Annotated in this window: 15 protein-coding genes; 11 read left to right on the top strand and 4 right to left on the bottom strand. The window is 63.3% G+C overall.

Features of this window, described 5'->3' with window-relative positions:
• Positions 1 to 16: 16 nt before the first annotated feature.
• Entirely contained in the window at positions 17 to 781 is a 765-nt protein-coding gene (locus SMD31_RS08985) for a 3-deoxy-manno-octulosonate cytidylyltransferase (RefSeq protein ID WP_320500477.1), read from the bottom strand.
• Between the two features lie 340 nt (positions 782 to 1,121).
• Between SMD31_RS08985 and SMD31_RS08980 the strand changes: the two genes are divergently transcribed.
• The 9 genes from SMD31_RS08980 (at position 1,122) to SMD31_RS08940 (ending at position 13,742) form a co-directional block, all read left to right on the top strand.
• Positions 1,122 to 1,673 carry a c-type cytochrome gene (locus SMD31_RS08980; protein WP_320500476.1) on the top strand — a complete coding sequence of 184 codons (552 nt, stop codon included), beginning with the start codon at positions 1,122 to 1,124 and terminating at the stop codon, positions 1,671 to 1,673.
• A 21-nt stretch (positions 1,674 to 1,694) separates the two neighbouring features.
• Positions 1,695 to 2,480, top strand: a complete 786-nt coding sequence (locus SMD31_RS08975; RefSeq protein WP_320500475.1) for an inositol monophosphatase family protein — start codon at positions 1,695 to 1,697, stop codon at positions 2,478 to 2,480.
• Between the two features lie 100 nt (positions 2,481 to 2,580).
• Entirely contained in the window at positions 2,581 to 4,623 is a 2,043-nt protein-coding gene (locus tag SMD31_RS08970; protein WP_320500474.1) for an extracellular solute-binding protein, read from the top strand.
• Between the two features lie 154 nt (positions 4,624 to 4,777).
• Entirely contained in the window at positions 4,778 to 5,893 is a 1,116-nt protein-coding gene (locus SMD31_RS08965) for a microcin C ABC transporter permease YejB (RefSeq protein WP_320500473.1), read from the top strand.
• A complete protein-coding gene (locus tag SMD31_RS08960) occupies positions 5,890 to 6,933 on the top strand; it encodes an ABC transporter permease (RefSeq protein WP_320500472.1) in 1,044 nt (347 codons plus the stop codon). The genes SMD31_RS08965 and SMD31_RS08960 overlap by 4 nt, the downstream gene beginning before the upstream one ends.
• A 16-nt stretch (positions 6,934 to 6,949) precedes the next feature.
• On the top strand, positions 6,950 to 8,569 hold the full coding sequence (locus tag SMD31_RS08955; protein WP_320500471.1) for an ABC transporter ATP-binding protein: 1,620 nt from the start codon (positions 6,950 to 6,952) through the stop codon (positions 8,567 to 8,569).
• Positions 8,566 to 9,501, top strand: coding sequence for a 2-hydroxyacid dehydrogenase (locus SMD31_RS08950; protein ID WP_320500470.1), 936 nt, complete (start codon positions 8,566 to 8,568; stop codon positions 9,499 to 9,501). Before SMD31_RS08955 ends, SMD31_RS08950 begins: the two co-directional genes overlap by 4 nt.
• Before the next feature lie 170 nt (positions 9,502 to 9,671).
• Positions 9,672 to 11,687, top strand: a complete 2,016-nt coding sequence (locus tag SMD31_RS08945; protein ID WP_320500469.1) for a methyl-accepting chemotaxis protein — start codon at positions 9,672 to 9,674, stop codon at positions 11,685 to 11,687.
• A 39-nt stretch (positions 11,688 to 11,726) separates the two neighbouring features.
• A complete protein-coding gene (locus tag SMD31_RS08940) occupies positions 11,727 to 13,742 on the top strand; it encodes a methyl-accepting chemotaxis protein (RefSeq protein ID WP_320500468.1) in 2,016 nt (671 codons plus the stop codon).
• A 54-nt stretch (positions 13,743 to 13,796) separates the two neighbouring features.
• Here SMD31_RS08940 and SMD31_RS08935 read toward each other — a convergent pair whose 3' ends face one another.
• Together SMD31_RS08935 and SMD31_RS08930 are read right to left on the bottom strand one after the other, a co-directional pair.
• Positions 13,797 to 14,390, bottom strand: a complete 594-nt coding sequence (locus SMD31_RS08935; RefSeq protein ID WP_320500467.1) for a DJ-1/PfpI family protein — start codon at positions 14,388 to 14,390, stop codon at positions 13,797 to 13,799.
• A 3-nt stretch (positions 14,391 to 14,393) separates the two neighbouring features.
• Entirely contained in the window at positions 14,394 to 15,386 is a 993-nt protein-coding gene (locus SMD31_RS08930) for a GlxA family transcriptional regulator (RefSeq protein WP_320500466.1), read from the bottom strand.
• 147 nt (positions 15,387 to 15,533) lie between these two features.
• On the opposite strand from SMD31_RS08930, the gene SMD31_RS08925 reads away from it, so the two are divergent.
• On the top strand, positions 15,534 to 16,712 hold the full coding sequence (locus SMD31_RS08925; protein WP_320500465.1) for a DUF2252 family protein: 1,179 nt from the start codon (positions 15,534 to 15,536) through the stop codon (positions 16,710 to 16,712).
• Between the two features lie 129 nt (positions 16,713 to 16,841).
• On the top strand, positions 16,842 to 19,025 hold the full coding sequence (locus SMD31_RS08920; protein WP_320500464.1) for a PAS domain-containing sensor histidine kinase: 2,184 nt from the start codon (positions 16,842 to 16,844) through the stop codon (positions 19,023 to 19,025).
• Here SMD31_RS08920 and SMD31_RS08915 read toward each other — a convergent pair.
• Positions 19,022 to 19,516 carry a PAS domain-containing protein gene (locus SMD31_RS08915; protein ID WP_320500463.1) on the bottom strand — a complete coding sequence of 165 codons (495 nt, stop codon included), beginning with the start codon at positions 19,514 to 19,516 and terminating at the stop codon, positions 19,022 to 19,024. The two genes, SMD31_RS08920 and SMD31_RS08915, sit on opposite strands and share 4 nt — an antisense overlap.
• Positions 19,517 to 20,190: the final 674 nt, after the last annotated feature.

Below are 20,190 nucleotides of genomic sequence, written 5' to 3'. Positions count from 1 at the left end.
TACCTTTTATCAGATGTTATTTGCGGGGCGCCAAAAGTGCGCGCGCCCGTTCGAGTTCGGCCGGAGTATCGACACCGAGCGGCAGGGTGTCAACGAGCGCCACGTCGATGCGCATGTTGTTCTCCAGGGCGCGCAACTGTTCCAGCTTCTCGCGCTGTTCGAGAATACCGGGTGACAGTTTGACGAAGCGCTCCAGCGCCGCCCGACGATAGGTGTAGAGGCCGATATGGTGATAATGCGGCCCCGTCTTGCCATCGGCATTGGCCGGTGTGGTGGCGCGGCTGAAATAGAGCGCGCGGGCGATGCCGTTGCCGTTCGGTTGAAAGGCCGCCACCGCCTTCACGACATTGGGGTTGGTGCGTTCTTCCTCGCGCGTGATCTCGACCGCCAGCGTCGCGATGTCGACGCTGGCCTCGACCAGCGGATCAAGGGCGCGGCGGATGAGGGCCGGATCAAGGGTCGGCAGGTCACCCTGGACGTTGACGATGGCGTCGAACTTTCCCGCGGGATCGATCTTGGTGAGCGCCTCAAAAATGCGGTCGGAACCGGAAGGGTGGTTGGGGTCGGTCAAGACCGCCTGGCCGCCGGCCGCCTCGACCGCCCTCTTGATGGCCTCTTCCGCGCAGGCGACGAAGACCGGGCCGATGCCCGCTTCCATCGCCCGGCGCCAGACATGGACGATCATGGGGGCGCCGTGAATGTCGGCCAACGGCTTGTCGGGGAGGCGCGTCGAGGCCATGCGGGCGGGGATGAGGATGACGGTATGGCTGGGGCGGGTCATGGTCGGGTTCTGCAAGAGAGGGGCTGGAGACGGCACGTGATGGCCCCAGCTTCTGCCTGAAGGCGAGGGTGCCGGGGCCGCGACATTATGCCGCTAAGCCCCGGAAATCAAAGCCCGAGCCTGCCCTATAAGAAAATCGTCCGAAGCCAGGCGCCTATTTCCCCTATCGCTTGCTGCGGTATTGGACAGGGACGACGGAAGCGGTTAAATTCCGCGCCGAGTTGTGGCCCCTTTGACTAGCCAATATACCGCGCGGCGGGTCGGGGTAAGTCGCTGTTCCCAAGAAGGTAGGGGTCCAGCGGCTGTTTCGTCGCGCATAAGCCATGAGGGATGAAGTCGAATGTCTTTGGAAGCCAACAAGATCGCCGCTGCGGTCCTGGTCGGCGGCATGCTGACCCTTTCGGTCGGTCTGGTCTCCAACATCATTTACGGTGCGCCGGAAGGCAGCGCCCATGAAGAAGCCGCCGAAGGTGGCGCTGCTGAGGGTGCGGGCGAAGCCGCCGCCCCGGCCGCAGCGACCCCGGACGCCGCACCGGTCTCCTCGGTGCCGTTGATCGCCGCCGCCGACCCGGCTGCGGGCGAGAAGGTCGCCTCGAAATGCAAGACCTGCCACACGTTCGAGAGCGGCGGTCCGAACCGCGTCGGCCCGAACCTCTGGGGCATCGTCGGCAACCATTCGGCCCACAAGGAAGATTTCGCCTATTCCGACACGATCAAGAATCTCAAGATCACGTGGGATTTCGATCATCTCGACCAGTTCCTGACCAACCCGAAGGCCTATGCCAAGGGCACGAAGATGAGCTTTGCGGGCTTGAAGAAGCCGGAAGATCGTGCGGCCCTGCTGCGCTGGCTGCGTGATCAGGCGGATTCGCCGGCCCCGCTGCCGCAATAACGCCCCGAGAATACACGCATCATGGCAGCCCCGGCGGCGATCCCGGCCGAATTCCTGACGTTGGCCAAAAGCCTCGTCGATATCAGCCGGCCGATCCTGCGCGGCTATTACCGGACCAAGCTCGACATCATCTCGAAAGGTGATGAAAGCCCGGTGACCAAGGCCGACCGCGAATGCGAAGCGGCCTTGCGTGCTGCCATCAACAAGGCGTTTCCGGCCCACGGCATCATCGGCGAGGAATTCGGCGCCGAGAATGCCGAGGCCGAATTCGTCTGGGTGCTCGATCCCTTGGACGGGACGCGCGCCTTCGTCACCGGAAGGCCCACCTTCGGCACGCTCATTGCGTTGACCCAGGGCGGCAAGCCGGTGCTGGGCGTCATCGACATGCCGATCCTCTCCGATTGCTGGATCGGCGCCGCGGGCCATGCCACGACGCTCAATGGTGATCCGGTGAAGGCCCGTGCCTGTGCCGGTCTCAAGGATGCCTATTTCTCGGCCGCCCTGCCGCAGATGTTCCAGGGCGAGGCGCAGGGCGCCCATGACCGCATCGCCGGTGCTGTGAAATCGGCGACCTATGGCGGGGATTGCTATCAATACGGCATGGTGGCCACCGGCTTCATCGACCTCGTGGTCGAAAAGACCCTCGGCATCTATGACTACCTGTCGCTGGTCCCGGTGCTGGAAGGCGCCGGCGCCCATATCACCGATTGGGCGGGCAAGCCCCTCCACACCAAATCGGGCGATGCCGTGGTGGCCGCCGGCGACAAGCGCATACTCGACGCGGCACTCGCCCTCATTAATGGCTGATCCGGCGTAACGCCTTTGATTTAAAGGCTTTCCGAGCGCGCAAAGGTTCCGCTATGCTTCGCGGCAAAAGATGTCGCTTCGCATTCCGGGAAGGCTTTTCATGCTCCATCGCGTTGCCGCCCTCGCTCTTATTCTGGTCCTCGGTGCCGGTGCCGGTGCCATCAGCATTGGCTCGGCCTCCGCGCAGGACAGTTACACGACACATGCCGTCACGGTGAATGACGCGCCGAAATATCCGGCCGACTTCAAGCACCTCGATTATGTCAATCCCGATGCCCCCAAGGGCGGTACGCTACGGACGGCTGCCACGGGCAGTTTCGACAGTTTCAATCCCTATATCGTACGTGGCGACGCTGCTGGCCTCGGCGGCATGTTCGAGACTCTTACGACCCGCATCGACGACGATACTTTGACCAATTACGGCCTGATCGCCGAAAGCATGGAAGTGGCGAAGGATAATTCCTGGATCATCTTCACGCTTCGAAAGGAAGCGCGCTGGCAGGATGGCAAGCCGATTACGCCGGAGGATGTCGTCTTCTCCTTCAACATTTTGAAAGAGAAAGGGGCGCCACTCTATCGCTTCTACTACGCCAACGTGGAAAAGGCTGAGGTGCTCGACGCCGCGCGCGTCAAGTTTACCTTCACGTCAAAGGATAATCGCGAACTGCCCGGCATCATGGGCGAACTGCCCGTGCTGGCAAAGCATTATTGGGAAGGGCGCAATTTCGAGGAGCCGTCACTCGACGTGCCGCTGGGCAGCGGCCCCTACAAGCTCAAGAGCTACGAGGCCGGGCGCTCGATCACAATGGAGCGGGATCCCAATTACTGGGGTAAGGATTTGCCGGTCAATATCGGCACCAACAACTTCGATATCTTGCGTACGGATTACTACCGAGATCCGACGGTCATGCTGGAAGCCTTCAAAGGCGGTGCTTTCGATATTCGCGCCGAGAATAGCGCCAAGGCCTGGGCGACGAGCTATGACTCGCCTGCGCTGAGGGACGGTCGGATCAAGAAAGTTCTAATCCCCGACGACAACCCTGACGGGATGCAAGGCTTCGCCATGAATCTGCGACGCCCCCTGTTTCAGGATCCACGCGTACGTCAGGCGATGATCCTTGCCTTCGATTTCGAATGGTCGAACAAGACGCTGTTCTACGGGCAATACACCCGCTCGCGCAGCTATTTTGGCAATTCCGAGATGGAAGCAAAAGGTCTGCCTTCGCCGGAGGAACTGAAGATTCTGGAGCCCCTGCGCGGCAAAATCCCGGACGAGGTCTTTACCACCGAATACAATCCGCCGGTCAGCGATGGCAGTGGCACCAATGCCGAAAATCTGGCTAAGGCCGCGGCCCTGCTCGAGGAAGCAGGCTGGAAACTCCAGAACGGTCAGCGCATGAAGGATGGCAAGCCGTTTGAATTCGAATTCTTGATGCAGGCTGGCGATGGTTTCGACCGCATAGTGCAGCCCTACGTTAAATCGCTGCAGCGTCTCGGCGTGAAGGGCGAGCTGCGCGCTGTCGATACGGCGCAGTACCAGAGGCGGACCGACGATTACGATTACGACATGAAAGTATCGAGCTTTGGGCAATCGCCTTCGCCTGGAAATGAACAGCGGGAATTCTGGGGCTCAGCATCGGCCGATTCCTCTGGCGGCCGCAATGAGGTTGGCATCAAGGACCCGGTCATCGATCAACTGATCGAAGGGCTGATCGCTGCGCCCAGCCGCCATGACCTGATCATTTATTGCCGCGTTCTTGATCGCGTCCTGCAATGGCACTATTTCGTGGTGCCGAATTTCCATATGAGCGCGAACCGCATCGCCTATTGGGATAAGTTCGGTCGTCCCGACAAGCTGCCGGAACCCACCTATGGTATCGGCCTCTCCGCGTGGTGGCTCGATCCTGCCAAAGAAAAGGCCCTCGCCGCAAAGGCTGCTCAAGCGGCACCGGCGGATGCTGCCGCCTCTACAGCGACGTCGTCGGCCACCAGCGACGCCGCTAGTACGGCGACATCGGCTGCGGCACCGGCCGCGCCGACCAATCGCGGCTCCTCGCCGCTCGGCTACGTGCTCTATATCGTCGGTGGTGTCATTCTGGTCGTCATCGGCGCCGCCGTGCTGAAGCGCAAAAAGGCGAAGTGACGGGCATGGTGCGGGTCGGTTCGAACCACCCCCTCTCCCCGACCCTCCCCCACGTTGGGGGGAGGGAGAAGAGAGAGCTCGGCCTAGTCCCCTCCCCCCAACGTGGGGGAGGGTTAGGGAGAGGGGGTATCTCCACCTCTATGGTCTCGCCGCAATGATCGCCTATATCGTCCGCCGCCTGCTGTTGATGATCCCGACTTTGCTCGGGATCATGGTCATCAATTTTATTGTCATCCAGGCAGCCCCCGGCGGGCCGGTCGAGCAGACGATCGCAAAGCTGAAAGGCACGGCGATCGATTCCACCGCGCGCATCACCGGGGGCGGCGGGTCGGAGGTAATGAGCAACAGCGGCTCAGGCCAGCAGCCGAGCCTCACTGAGCTCAACAACAAGTATCGCGGCGCCCGGGGACTCGATCCCAAATTTATCGCCGAGATCGAGCGCATGTATGGTTTCGACAAGCCGATGCATGAACGCTTCTTCATGATGATGAAGAGCTATCTCACCTTCGATTTCGGCAAGAGCTTCTTCAAGGGCCGGCCGGTGGTAGAGCTTATCCTCGACAAGATGCCGGTCTCGATCTCGCTGGGCCTGTGGACCACTCTCATCATCTACGGCATTTCGATTCCCTTGGGCATCGCCAAGGCATCGCGTGATGGCACACCTTTCGATGTCTGGACCAGCACGGCAATCATCGTCGGCTCGGCGATACCGGGCTTTCTCTTTGCCATCCTGCTGATTGTGCTCTTTGCCGGCGGCACCTATTTCGACGTCTTTCCCTTGCGCGGCCTCGTTTCCGACAATTGGGATGAGCTTTCCTGGGGCGCGCGTATTGTCGATTACGCCTGGCATATGGCGCTGCCCATTCTATCGCTGGTGATCGGCAGCTTCGCCGGCCTGACCCTTCTCACCAAGAACTCCTTCCTCGACCAGATCAACCTCCAATACGTGACGACGGCACGCGCCAAGGGGCTCAACGAGCGCCGCGTGCTCTATGGCCATGTCTTCCGCAACGCCATGCTGATCGTCATCGCCGGCTTCCCCTCGGCCTTCGTCGGCATTCTCTTTACCGGCGCGCTGCTGACCGAGATCATCTTCTCGCTCGATGGCCTGGGGCTGCTGGGCTGGGAGGCGACGATCAACCGCGATTACCCGGTGATGTTCGCCACGCTCTACATGTTCACGCTGCTGGGTCTGGTAATGCAGCTGGTGGGCGACATCACCTACATGCTGGTCGATCCGCGCATCGATTTCGAGGCGCGCGAGACATGAGCTTCCTGCAGCCGAAACTGTCACCGCTGACGCAACGCCGCTGGCGCAATTTCCGCGCCAACACGCGCGGCTTCTGGTCGCTTGTTATCTTCCTGATCCTGTTCGGCATCAGCCTGCCGGCGGAATTCATCGCCAATGACCGGCCGATCGCCGTTTCGTACCAGGGCGAGATCTATTGGCCGGTCTTCCACAATTACGGCGAGGAAGTGTTCGGCGGCGTTCCCGGCCTCACCGCCGACTTCACCGGCCCGTTCCTCAAAGAGCGCATCGCGCAGGGCGGCGGCTGGACGGTGTGGCCACCCATTCCCTTCTCCTATGACACGGTGGTCACCAATCTGCCCGGACCGGCGCCGACGGCACCGGACGGCGTCAACTGGCTGGGGACCGACGACCAGGCGCGCGACGTGCTGGCGCGTGTCATCTATGGCTTCCGCGTCTCGGTGCTGTTCGGCCTGATACTCACCATCTTCAGCACCATCATCGGCGTGCTGGCGGGCGCCGTGCAGGGCTATTTCGGCGGCTGGACGGATTTGACCTTCCAGCGTTTCCTGGAAATCTGGGGCGGGCTGCCCTTCCTCTACATTCTCATGATTCTGTCGAGCATCATCGAACCGGGGTTCTGGACCCTGCTCGGCATCATGCTGCTGGTCAGCTGGACCTGGCCGGTGGGTGTCGTGCGTGCCGAATTCCTGCGCGCGCGCAATCTGGAATATGTTCGGGCGGCAAAGGCCTTGGGCCTCGGTGATTGGCGCATCATCACCCGTCACATCCTGCCCAATGCCATGGTGGCGACGCTGACCTTCCTGCCCTTCACCTTGGGCGGATCGGTGACGACACTGACCTCCCTCGACTTCCTCGGCTTCGGCCTGCCGCCCGGATCACCCTCGCTCGGCGAATTGCTGGCACAAGGGAAAGAGAATTTGCAGGCGCCGTGGCTCGGCATCAGCGGCTTCTTCGTCATCGGCGTGATGCTGACCTTGCTCATCTTCATCGGCGAGGCGATCCGCGATGCGTTCGACCCCCGCAAAGGGAATGCGTGATGTGGGGGAATGCGTGATGGCATTGCTTGAGATCGACAAACTCAAGGTGGCCTTCGGCGAGCGTGAAGTCGTGCATGGCGTGAGCTTTGCCATCGACAAGGGCGAGACGCTGGCCCTGGTCGGTGAATCCGGGTCGGGAAAATCGGTGACGGCGCTTTCCATCCTGCGCCTGCTGCCGCAAGTAGCAACACATCCCGCGGGCGCCATCCGTTTTGACGGGCCCAACGGCACCGAAGACCTGCTCACGGCATCGCCGGCGCATCTCCGGCAGATTCGCGGCGGGCGCATTGCCATGATCTTCCAGGAGCCGACTTTGTCGCTCAACCCGCTGCACCGGATCGAGCGGCAGCTGGTCGAGACGATCCAGCTGCACCAGCCGATGGGCGATACGGCGGCCAGGAAGCGGGCGCTCGAGCTCCTTGAACTGGTCAAGATCGACAATGCGGCGCAGAAGCTCAAAAGTTTCCCGCATGAAATGTCGGGCGGCCAGCGCCAGCGCGTGATGATCGCCATGGCCTTGGCCAACGAACCCGATCTCCTCATCGCCGACGAGCCGACGACGGCGCTCGATGTCACCATCCAGGCGCAGATCCTCAATCTGATGATGGACCTGCAGCGACGCCTCGGCATGGCGATCCTGCTCATCACCCATGATCTGGGCGTGGTGCGGAAGTTCGCACGCCGCGTTGCTGTCATGAGCCAGGGCGAGATCGTGGAGCAGGGCGAAACGGCCAAGGTGTTCGGCCAACCGCAGCATGATTACACCAAGCACCTGCTGGCGGCCGAACCGAAGGGCGAGGTCGAGCCGGTCGGAACGCAGGCACCGGAAATCCTTCGGGCCGAGAAGCTCTCGGTCCTCTTCCCCATCAAGCAGGGCGTCTTTCGCCGAATCGTCGATCATGTCCGTGCGGTGGTCGATGCCGACCTCACGCTTCATGAAGGCGAGACGATGGGGATCGTCGGCGAATCCGGTTCCGGCAAGACGACCTTGGCCTTGGCGCTGTTGCGTCTGATCGACAGCCAGGGTGCCATTACCTTCGAGGGCAAGCGCATCGATACGCTCGATCGGGGCGAGATGCGACCCTTGCGGCGCGAAATGCAGATCGTCTTCCAGGACCCGTTTGGCTCCCTCTCGCCCCGCCTCTCCATCGGCGAGATCGTGACGGAAGGCCTCGGTATCCATCACATCGGCCGCGATGCCGCGGAGCGCGAGGAGATCGTCATCGAGACGCTGCGCGAGGTGGGACTCGATCCCGACACGCGGCATCGCTACCCGCATGAATTCTCCGGCGGCCAGCGCCAGCGTATCGCCATCGCCCGTGCCCTCATCCTGAAGCCGAAGCTCATCGTGCTCGACGAGCCAACGTCAGCACTCGACATGTCGGTGCAGGCGCAGATCGTCGACCTCTTGCGGGACTTGCAGCGGCGCCACCGCCTTGGCTATCTCTTCATCTCGCATGATCTGCGGGTGATACGGGCGATGAGCCACCGCGTCATGGTGCTGAAACAGGGGAAAGTGGTGGAAACCGGAACGGCAGCCGACATCTTCGAACGCCCGCAGCAAGCCTATACGAAGGCGCTGCTCTCGGCGGCCCTCCATCATGAAGCGGTCGATCTCGGCGCGGTGCGGCAATGACCCGTGAAAGGCTGCTCTTTGCCGGCGCCGATGAATATCAGACGGTCTTTGCAGAAGCCGCACGCGATGTTGCGGGGATCGAATTCGTCGCCTACGCGCCCGACCTCGATCTCACCGGCATCCGCTATCTTTTGATGTGGCGCCCGGTGCCGGGCCTTGCCAAGGCGATGCCGAACCTCCAGGCCGTCTTCTGCTTTGGTGCCGGCGTCGAACGGTTGCTTGGCAGCACGGAGGTGCCGGCGCATGTGCCAATCGTCCGCATGGTCGAGCCGGGCCTGACCTCCGGCATGGTGGAATATGTGCTGTGGCAGGCTTTGCGCCATCACCGCCGCATCTGGGAATTGGAAGAGGCGCAGGCGCAAGGCAAATGGGCGCCGCATTGGTATCCGGCTTCCTGGGACCGGTCGGTCGGCATTCTGGGCTTCGGGGAATTGGGGCAAGCGGCGGGCGAAAAGCTCACCGAGTTCGGTTTTCCCGTGCGCGGCTGGTCGCGCTCCCGGAAGGAGCATGCCGCGATCCGCTGCTATGCCGGGGCCGATGAACTGGCGGCCTTCCTGGATGGGCTGGAGATTCTGGTCTGTCTTTTGCCGCTCACGCCGGAGACAAAAAGTATCCTCAATGCCGATCTTCTGGGGCGGTTGAAGCCCGGCGCCTCGCTCATCAATGTCGGGCGCGGTGGGCATTTGGTCGAAGAGGACCTGATCGCCGCCCTGGAAAGCGGGCAGCTGATCGCTGCCAGCCTCGACGTTTTTTCGCAGGAACCCCTGCCAGCGACCCACGCCTTCTGGCGCCATCCGCGCATTTTCATGACCCCGCACAATGCCAGCGATACCGATCCGGCGGGCGGGCTGGCGGCGATTGCCCGTCAGATTGCCCGGGCGGCCCAGGGGCACCCCCTGGAACATGTAGCCGACCGGGCCCGCGGCTACTGAATCCGGTCTTCCGACCCCGTTTACACAAAAATGTAGACCTACCCCTAAGTGGGTAACGTCTTCTTTAGACTTTCCTGGAAAAAATACCTCTCGAGTTGGCATAGCTAAATCGGGAGGGCATTAATGCCCTGTCCCGACTCTCAAGAAACGATTTAGGAACGGGGCCCCACATGCTGCAATCCGCCTTGGCCCGACTGCGAATCGGCAGCCGGATCACCTTTGGCTTCGTCATCGTCCTCAGCGTCCTGGTGGCGGTGATCGGCTTCAGCTATTTCGCGCTGACAGCGGCGAAATCGAGCTTTGGCGATTTCACCAGCATGGCCAATGGCGCCATCGCCACCCAGCAGATCGATCGCGACGTCGTGGCGCTAAGGCGCCAGGTGATGGATTTCATGCGCGAGGGGCGCCAGGAGGATCTCGACCAGGCGCATCAACTCCTCGCCTCGTTGAAGGATCGCCTCTCGGCGCAGAAGGACGCCTCGGCGCCCGAGATGCAGCCCAAATTCGACGAGATGCTGACGGTCCTCGACGCCTATGCCGCCGATGTCGATGCGGCCGTCCAGATGAAAAGCGACCGCGATTGGCTGCAGAACAGCGAACTGGCCGAACTTGGCCAGAAGGCCAGCAAGAACATGTCCGATATTCTTTCTGCCGCGAGCTCCGCCGGGGAATACGACGTCGCCACCTTTGCCGGCCAGGCCGAGGAAAAGCTGCTCAACGGCCGCATCGCCGCCGAGCGTTATGTGTCGAGCGGCGATCCCGCCTTCATCGAGCAATCGGCCCGATCCGTGCTCATCTTCTCCTCCAGCATCGTTGCCCTCCAGGGCAAGCTGAAGGCACCGCAACAGCGCCGCATGGCGCAGGAAGCGGCGCAGACGATGCAGAAATATTCGATGAGCCTGGGCGAGCTGAAGGACCTCGCGATCAGTCTCAACGAACTCGTCACCAAGAAAATGGCGGAAGGCTCGAAGCATATCGGCGAGCTTGCCAATGAGATCACCGCGGCACAGCAGAACGCCATGGCCGGTGTCGCAACCGATACCACAAGCCGCGTTGAAGAGGCGTTGAAGGCCATGCTGATCATTGCCGGGGTGGCGCTGGCCATCGGCATTTTTGCTGCCTTCATCATCGGCCGATCCATCTCGGGGCCGGTCCGCTCGATGACGGCGACCATGAGTGATCTGGCCGGCGGCAATCTCGACCTCGAGATCCCGGCGCTCGGCAACCGCGACGAGATCGGCGACATGGCGCGCACCGTCGTCGTCTTCAAGGATGCGCTTGCCGCCCAGCGCGCGGCCGATGCAGCGGCCAAGCGCGAGGCGGAGACGAAGCTGGCGCGCACTCAGGCACTTGAATCCCTCATCGCCGGCTTCGAAGGGAAGGTCGGCAATCTCGTGGCGTCGCTGTCGACAGCCTCGAGCCATCTGCAGAATTCGGCGCAAAGCATGACCACGACGGCGGCCGAGACCAACCAGCAATCGAATGCTGTGGCGGCGGCGGCCGAGCAGGCGACCGCCAACGTGCAGACCGTTGCGGCGGCGACCGAGGAGCTGACCTCCTCGATCAGCGAGATCGGCCGCCAGGTCAACCAATCGACCAGCATCGCCCAGAAGGCGGTGGCACAGGCCGCCCACACCAACAATCAGGTGCAAGGCCTCGCCACCTCAGCCCAGGCGATTGGCGACGTCGTGCGCCTCATCAGCGAGATCGCGGCCCAAACCAATCTTCTGGCCTTGAATGCCACCATCGAAGCGGCGCGCGCCGGCGATGCCGGCAAAGGCTTTGCGGTCGTGGCGTCCGAGGTGAAGAACCTCGCGTCACAGACCGCCAAGGCGACGGAAGAAATTAGCGCCAAGGTAAACGAGATCCAGAAGGCGACCGAGGAATCAGTGAGCGCCATCCAGGGCATCGCCGGCGTCATCGAGGAAATCAGCAGCATCTCCTCGACCATCGCCACGGCGGTCGAGCAGCAATCGGCCGCCACCAACGAAATCGCCCGCAATGTTCAGCAGGCGAGCCAGGGAACGACCGAAGTCTCGGGCAATATCCAGGGCGTCACCCAGGCCGCGGACGAGACCGGCAAGGCCGCCGGTGCCGTGCTGGGTGCCGCCACGGAACTGGGGCAACAATCCGACGTCCTCAACAGCGAAGTCGGTCAGTTCATCGCGCAGGTCCGCGCCATCTGACGGTTCGCATCAAGCGATTGTCCAAAGGGAGCGACCTTCATGTTTCAGTCCGTCCTCGCGCGTTTGCGGATCAGCACCCGCATCCAGCTCGGCTTCGGCTTCATCCTGGCGCTCCTTGCCGGCTTCATCGTCTTCAGCTTCGTCTCGCTGCAGGATATCCGCACCAATCTAGACGAGTACATCCGCATTGCGGAAAATGCGATGACCGTGCAGCGCATCGACCGCAATGTGGTCGATCTGCGCCGCAACGTGCTGTCCTTCGAACGTGAGAACAACGCCCAGTCGCTCGATCGGGCGAAGGCATTGTTGGCACAGCTGAAGACGGACATCGCCACGCGCATCGAAACGACCAAATCGGCCGAACGCAAGGCGATGTTCACCGAGATGGGGCAGCTCGTCGACGCCTATGCCGGCAACCTCGACACCCTTGTCGCCCTGAAGGCCGAGCGCGACAAAGTACAGAACGAACAGATGTCGGCGCTGGGTGCAGCCGCCGGCAAGACCATGTCCGATCTGCTGGAATCAGCCTTGAACAGCGAGGATTTCGTCGGTGCGGCCTATGCCGGGCAGGCGATTGAAAAGATGCTGACGGCCCGCGTCTCGGCAGCACGCTATACGGCAACCGGCGATCCCAAACTGATCGAGGCGGCGCAGAAATACGTCTCTCTCTTCGGCATGGACGTCAACACGCTGCAGGCCAAACTGGTCAACATGATCTACCGCACCCGGGCGCTTGACGTCGCGAAGAGCATGAAGGAATACGGCGCCCATCTGGTGGCACTCGCCGACATGGCGGTGAAGATCGACGCCCTCGACAAGACCATGAGCGACCAGGCGACGCGCTTTGCCGAAGTCTCGGCTGCGGTGCTGGAGTCGCAGCTCGGCAGCATGGGCGGTGTCAAAGATCTGGTCATGGCGACCATCGGCAGCGCCATCACGATCATGATCGTCGTCGCGGCGCTGGCGCTCGGCATCGGCGCGCTGGCCGGCTGGCTCATCGGCCGCAGCATCGCCCGGCCCGTCCGCAACATGACCGACACGATGGGCGAATTGGCGCGCGGCAATCTCGATATCGACATACCGGCCCAGGAAAACCGTGACGAAATCGGCGACATGGCGCGCACCGTGGTCGTCTTCAAGGACGCCCTGGTCGCCCAGCGCCAGACGGATGCGGCGGCTAAGGCGGAAGCGGAAACCAAGCTGAAGCGCGCACAGGAACTGGATAGCCTCATCCAAAGCTTCGAGGGCCAGGTCGGCGCATTGGTCGGCAGTCTCTCAACCGCCGCCAGCGAATTGCAAAGCTCGGCGCAATCGATGTCGGCGACGGCCGACCAGGCCAACCAGCAATCGAGCGCGGTGGCGCTGGCGGCCGAACAGACGACGGCCAATGTCCAGACCGTGGCGGCAGCAACCGAAGAACTCACCTCCTCGATCAGCGAAATCGGCCGCCAGGTCAGCCAGTCGACCAGCATCGCCCAGAAGGCGGTCTCGCAGGCATCGGAAACCAATGCCCAGGTGCAGGGCCTGGCCGTGTCGGCACAGGCGATCGGTGCCGTGGTCCAACTTATCAACGATATCGCCAGCCAGACCAATCTGCTGGCGCTCAACGCCACGATCGAGGCGGCGCGCGCTGGTGAAGCCGGCAAGGGCTTTGCCGTGGTGGCGTCCGAAGTGAAGAACCTTGCCAGCCAGACCGCCAAGGCAACCGACGAGATCGGCGCCAAGATCACCGAGATCCAAGGGGCGACGGCACAATCGGTGGCGGCGATCGAAGGCATCTCCAAGGTGATCGAGGAGATCAGCCACATCTCCACCACCATTGCCGCGGCAGTCGAGGAGCAGACGGCCGCCACCAACGAAATCGCCCGCAACGTGCAGCAGGCAAGCCAGGGCACGACGCAGGTCTCCGGCAACATCCAGGGTGTGACAGCCGCGGCTGGCGAAACCGGCAAGGCCGCGGGCCAGGTGCTGGGGGCCGCTACTGAACTCGGCCATCAATCCAGCAGCCTCAGCGATGCCGTTGGCCTCTTCATCACGAAGGTCCGCGCCATCTAGCGCGTCGGACCTAATGCGACCTTCCGGGGGGAGGGTCGGCGGGTGGGGGCGGTCTTAACCGGCCGCCCTCATCCGCCAGTCATACTCCATCTCCTCTACCACCAGATCGACAAGCTGCTGGTCGGTGAGGCGCTTCAGCAGATAAAGCGACATGTCGATCCCCGCGGTGATACCGCCGGAGGTGAGGTATTTGCCGTTGTCGATGAAGCGCGCCGTCGGCCGCACGTCAATCTTGTCGCTGATGGCGCGCAGCTCGCCGATGGCGCCGGCATGGGTCGTGGCAGCCAGGCCGTCGAGCAGGCCGAGCTTTCCTAGAATGAGCGCGCCGGTGCAGACGCTGGCCACCACCTCGGCGCGCGCTGCCTGGCGCGCGACCCAATCCAGAATCCGTGGATCGCGCATCGCCGCCCGGCTGCCTTTGCCGCCGGGGATGATCAGCACGTCGGCCTGCGGTGCGGTGGCAAGATCGAAATGCGGCGCCACGTTGAGACCGCCCACCGCGGCGATGGGGTTGGCACTATCCGCCACCGTGATGACGCGGAAAGGTGCCGGCTGGCGGACTTCGCCAGCGACGGAAAAGACTTCGAACGGTCCGGCGAAATCTAGCACTTCGACATCGGGGAACAGCAGCAAGGCGACGGTCTTCATGACTCAAGCTTCTCCAGAGGTTTGGAAGTGCTGGCGGAACTGGCTGGGGGTGACGGCCAGATGCCGGCGGAAATTGCGGCGCAGGCGCTCGGCGCTGCCGAAGCCCAAGCGCTGTGCCACCTGGTCGACCTGTTCGCGGCCTTCGGCCAGTGCCTGGCGGGCGGCATCGATGCGCGCCGCGGCCACAAAGGCCGCCGGTGTCATCCCGGTTTCGTCGTGGAAGCGCCGGGCGAAATGGCGCGGGCTCATGGCCACACGGGAAGCCAGTGTCTCCACGTCGAGGGCCTGGTCGAGATGGGCGAGGATCCATTGCTGCAGGCCGGCGATGCGGCCGGGGGCGGTGTCTTGCGCCCGCAAGGCGGGACTGAACTGCGCCTGACCGCCGCTGCGGCGCATGTAGAGCACGAATTCGCGCGCCAATTGCGCCACGACCGCGGCCCCCAGATCTTCCTCGATCAGCGCCAACGCCAAATCCATGCCGGCACTGATCCCGGCCGAGGAATAGAACTTGCCGTCGCGCACGAAGATCGAATCGCGCTCGACGGTAATCTCCGGGTACGCGGCGGCAAGCTGGTCACAACGCACCCAATGCGTCGCGGCGCGCCGGCCATCGAGCAGGCCGGCCTTGGCCAGCAGCAAGGCGCCGCTGCACACCGAGGCGACGCGGCGGCAATACGGTGCCTGGCGTTTCAGCCAGGCGATCACGCGCTGCTCCTTGAGCTGGGCATCGATACCGATGCCACCAGCCACCAGCAGGGTGTCGATGCCGGTCATCACACGGCCGATCTTGCGGGTGGCGGCCAGCGCGATGCCGGCGGACGTCACGACATTGCCAAGGCTTGCGGCAGCGAGGCTCACGTCATAGGCGCGGAAGCCGGCGAAATCATTGGCGGCGGCGAACAGGGACATGGGGCCTGAGATATCGAGAAGATGTGCGTCCTTGTAGACAAACATCACGATCTCGCGCGGTGCCTTGCGACGCTGGATGGCGGCCATGAAGACTGTCTCTTCTCGAAGGATGCCTTGTGTCAACGCATCTTGCGCGCAGAGGGTCCATGGCAGCAATGACATATATCCGGCATTTTCTGCCATCGCGGATCCGGCCCTGGACCCGGCGCGGAGGCCTGCGCCATACTCGGCGCCATGAAACGCAAGGATATCGCGGCCGCCTTGGCGGAGATCAAGGCCCGCAAAATGCGGGGCTCGGCATTCGCCCATTATCGCGGCACGGCCGATCTATTCTATGGCCGATGGTTGAAGCCGGTCCTGGGTGTGAAGGCGCCGGCCGTTTGGCTCAACGGCGACATGCATCTCGAGAACTTCGGCACTTATCGTGGCGACAACCGGCTGACCTATTTCGACATCGGCGATTTCGACGACGCGGCGCGGGGGCCGGCGGTCATCGATCTGCTGCGCTTCCTCACCGGCCTCATCGTGGCGGCACCGGAACTGGGCGTCACCACCGCCGAGGCGCGTGCCCTGGCAGCGCTGGGTTTGGAGCGCTACCGCGCAGCGCTTGCCAACGGCAAGGCGCGCTGGCTGGAGCGACGGACCGCGCGCGGCGCCATCGGCGATCTCCTTGCTGATCTCGAAGGGCGCAGCCAGGCCGATCTCCTTGCCAAGCGCACGGTCGTCAAGAACGGCAAGCGGCGCCTGCGCTTCGATACCGGCAAGGCGATCCGGCTGGAAAAGGCCGAGGCCGCTGCCGTGACGGCGGCGCTGGCGCGCTTTGCCCATCGCCGCGCGCATCCCGAATTCTTCGACGTGCTCGACGTGGCGCAGCGCGTGGCCGGCCTCGGCGCCCTGGGACGGCCGCGCTATGTGGCGCTCATCCGCGGCAATGGCGGCAAGGACGGCCAGGCGCTCATCGATCTGAAATCGCAGCCGGGCTCGGCCCTGGTGAAGGCGCTCAGCAAAGCCGGCCATCGCCAGCCGACCTTTGCCAATCACGCCGCCCGGGTGGTCGAGATCGAGTACCATCTGCAAGCCGCCGCCCCGGCCTTCCTCACCGACATCGCCATCGGCAAGACGGCATTCACCTTCCGTGAACTGCAACCCGACCAGGATAAACTGGAAGCGACACAATTGGCGGGCGATGCCGCGCGGCGCGAGGAAGCGATCGGCGCCATGGGCGATGTCATCGCCTGGGCACAGCTTCGGGCCAGCGGCTGGCGCGGCGGGGCGACCATCGACGATCTGATGCGTTGGTCGCGCGCCAAATCCTGGCAGCGCGACTCAGCGCGACCGCTCCTCACCCTCGCCGCCGAGGCCGCGAAGGCGACACGCAAGAACTGGGACAAACTTTCTTCCGCCAAAAATTGAGGGAAATCCGGGACTGGGCAAAATTGTCTCAAATGCTTGATATTGTTAACATTGCCGTAAGTCACTGAGCCGGGTATAAGCTGCGCCAACCCCTGGTGACCCTCAGCTGATTCCGGAAAGATCCCGACAGTGATCGACGGCACCCTTTCGATTCTTGGTACCGCACCGACCTTGGGCCTCGTTACCTTGGCCTTGGGCCTAAGTGCAGCTGCAGGCTTCCGCCTCGGCGGATTGCTCGGCTGGCGCGGATATGGCCGCCTCGGTCGGGCTGGCGCCGGTGCCGCCCTTGCTTGCCTCATCATGGTCGGTCTGGGCATTACGCGGCTCGGCGTGACGCTGCCCGAGCCTGCAGCCCTTTTCGACTGGGCGTTGTGGCGCGACGGCGCGTTTCTCAGTGCCGCCTGCATCCTGCCCGTCATCGCTGCCTTGCGCCTCGACGTGCTGATGGGCCGAATCGCTGCAATCGGCGTCGCACTGCTCAGTTTTGCCGTCATTGGCTTGCCGGGTCTGGTGCCCGGCGCCGTCTCTCTTGTAGCCGCGGCCTTGGTGCCGACGCTTCTCACACGCTGGCCGCATCTCAAGGACGAGCGGCACTTTCTCGCCTTCGGCTATGTGCCGGCCTTGCTGCTGGTCCCGGCACTGACGGCCGCACCGATGCCGGCAATCGTCCTGTCGCTGATCGCATGCGCGGCTTTCGGTCCGGCGCTGATCGGCATGGCGCGAATCTTCGATGCCACGCCGACACCGGCTGCGCGCGGAAAATCCGATACGGCCGCCGAGGCGGAGTTGAAGGCAGCGCCGCTCATCAGCCGCACCATCGCCGATCTGCCGGAAGGCGTTGCCGTCTTCGACGTGGCCGACCGGCTGGTGGCGTGCAATGCCACCTATCGCCGGCTCAATCCGGCTGTCTCTGATCTGCTGATCATCGGCACGCCCTATGCCGACCTCACCCGCGCTGCCCTGTTGCGGAGCGAAGGTGCCCAGGCCGCTGATCCCGAGGCGCTCATTGCCGACCAGCTGGTGCGGCATCGGCAATTGCCCTGGCGCTTTGAAATGGCGGGGCCGGACGGCCGTACGCTGCTGGTGATCGAATCACGCACGGCCGAGGGCGGCACGCTGCGCCTGATGACCGACGTCACCGCCATCAAGGGACGCGAACTGCGCTTGAGCGAACTGGCGCAGCGCAACGAGACGCTGGCCACCGTGGTGGCGGCGGTATCGAGCGGCATCGTCATCTGCGACGCGACCCGGCCCGACCACCCGGTCACCTTCGTCAACGCCGCCTTCACCCGCATGACCGGCTATTCGGCCGAAGAAATGCTGGGGAAGAACTGCCGCATCCTGCAGGGCCGCGATACCGATGCCGAAGCCCTCGATCGGTTGCGCCGGGCGCTGGTCCAGCACCGGCCGGTCACCATTACCTTGCGCAACTATCGCAAGGATGGGCGCACCTTCTGGAACGAACTTTCCATCAGCCCGATCACCGATGGCGAGGGTCGCCTCCTGCAATTCGTCGGCATCATGAGCGATGTGACCCAGCGCATCCGTGCCGAGGAGAATCTGCGCGAGGCGAAGAACCAGGCCGAGCTGGCCAACCGTGCCAAATCCGAATTCCTCGCCAATGTCAGCCATGAGCTGCGCACGCCGTTGAATGCCATCTTAGGCTTCTCGGAAGTGATGAAGATGGAGTTGTTCGGCGCCCTCGGCCAGCCGCGCTACCAGGCCTATGCACAGGACATTTTCAACAGCGGCAACCTGCTGCTGTCGCTCATCAACGATATACTCGATCTCTCCAAGATCGAATCTGGCAAGATGGTGCTGCATCCTGAGCCCGTTGCCGTGACAGACGTGTTCGATTCAGCCCTGACCCTGATGCGCGAGCGCGCCAAGGATGGCGGCGTCACGCTGACGGCCGATATCGCCGCCGATCTGCCGCCGCTCTATGTCGACCTCAGGGCCACCAAGCAGATCGTCACCAATCTGGTATCGAATGCGGTGAAGTTCACGCCCAAGGACGGCATGGTCGAACTGACCGCGCGCCGGCACGATGCGCATACCGCCGAGATCGTCATCAAGGATACCGGCATCGGCATTGCCGCCGAGCACATCGCCGAGGTGCTGAAGCCCTTTGTGCAGGTCGATGGCGCCTTGCAACGGCGCCAGTCCGGCACCGGGTTGGGTCTGCCCATCGTCAAGCATCTCACCGATCTCTCCGGCGGTTCGCTGCAGCTGGAAAGCACCGTTGGCCAAGGCACGATCGTCACCCTGCGCCTGCCGCTCTGCGATGAAAAGAGAGCGCGAAGCGCCGCTTAAGGCAATGGCGCCGTGCAGCCCAGAAACTTGGCGGCGCCGTCGGCGGCCGGTGCCAGCGGGCAGACCACCGTCTCCAACTCGATCCAGTGCCGTTCGATGAGCTCGAGGCGCCCCAACGTGCGCAAGGGTCGCTTGGCCTGCGCCACGAAGGCCAGGAAGGCCGCTGAATCGCGGATCACCGGGTCGGCGGCATTGCGGTGCCAGACCCAGCCACGCTTGAGGCCGAAGAGGCGGATGTATTCCTCGCCGGCCAAGCGCAGCTCGAAACCCTCGACCGTGCCGGCGATGATGTAGATGTTCTCGACGATGTCGCCATAGTCGGCGATATCGAAATCCTCGCGCCGCGGCGGCCCGGCATCGGCATGCGCCGACCACCATTCGAGCAGGCGGCGGCAAGGCTGGGTCACGCATTCCTCGCTGCGGGCCCAAACGATGCGGCGGCCGGCGAGGCCAGGGAAATCGGGAATCGGCAAATCGGTCGCGAAAATCATTGGCGCAGCATACCGCGTCTGGCGCGGGCAAAAAAGAACCGCGCTGCCAGAAAGGCGCGCGGTCTTCAGGATCGAGGTTGCATCTCGTCGACTAATCTCTGCGCGTACAGAACCTCAGTCTGGGGTGGTCAGGTTCGACGCAGCCTTCCAAACTGAAGGCGGCGCCGCGCGCCGGGGGATGGGGATGGCGCGCGGCGGCCTGCCCTTCACACCGCGCCATTCGGGGGTAGGGACTGGCGCGGTTCTCGGCCTGGGCTCCTTTGTACCGGCGCGCGGGCACCGGCGAGGAGGGAGCCCTTCGAGGGGCATCCGGGCGAATGGGCCGACCAATCGCCAGGGTCGCAATGGGACGGAAAGGGGGATGGCCTTCCGGTCCCGACAAGCACTCTTCATGTGCCCTGTGTCCCGTTTAGGACCGGAATGTGGCAAGAATAAGGAAATGGCCGATGGCGCCCGGCGGCGCACGCGCGGGTTCCCAGACGTCGCCGGCCCCGATCTAGCCCAAGTTTTTGTTGGGCTAGGCTGCGCAATTTCCGCCTGCCAGAAGCGCCAAAACCAGGCTAAATCCAACGAAGTCAAGGAGTAGCCGAGCGTGTCGGGAGAGCCAGGGGAGCCGTCATCCACGCAGCAGATTTCCCTCGGGATTTCAGGACTTTGCCGTCCGCAGCCCCTCG

This window comes from Dongia rigui (genome assembly GCF_034044635.1).
Taxonomy (GTDB): Bacteria; Pseudomonadota; Alphaproteobacteria; order Dongiales; family Dongiaceae; genus Dongia; species Dongia rigui.
This window is presented reverse-complemented; position numbering and strand designations above follow the sequence as displayed.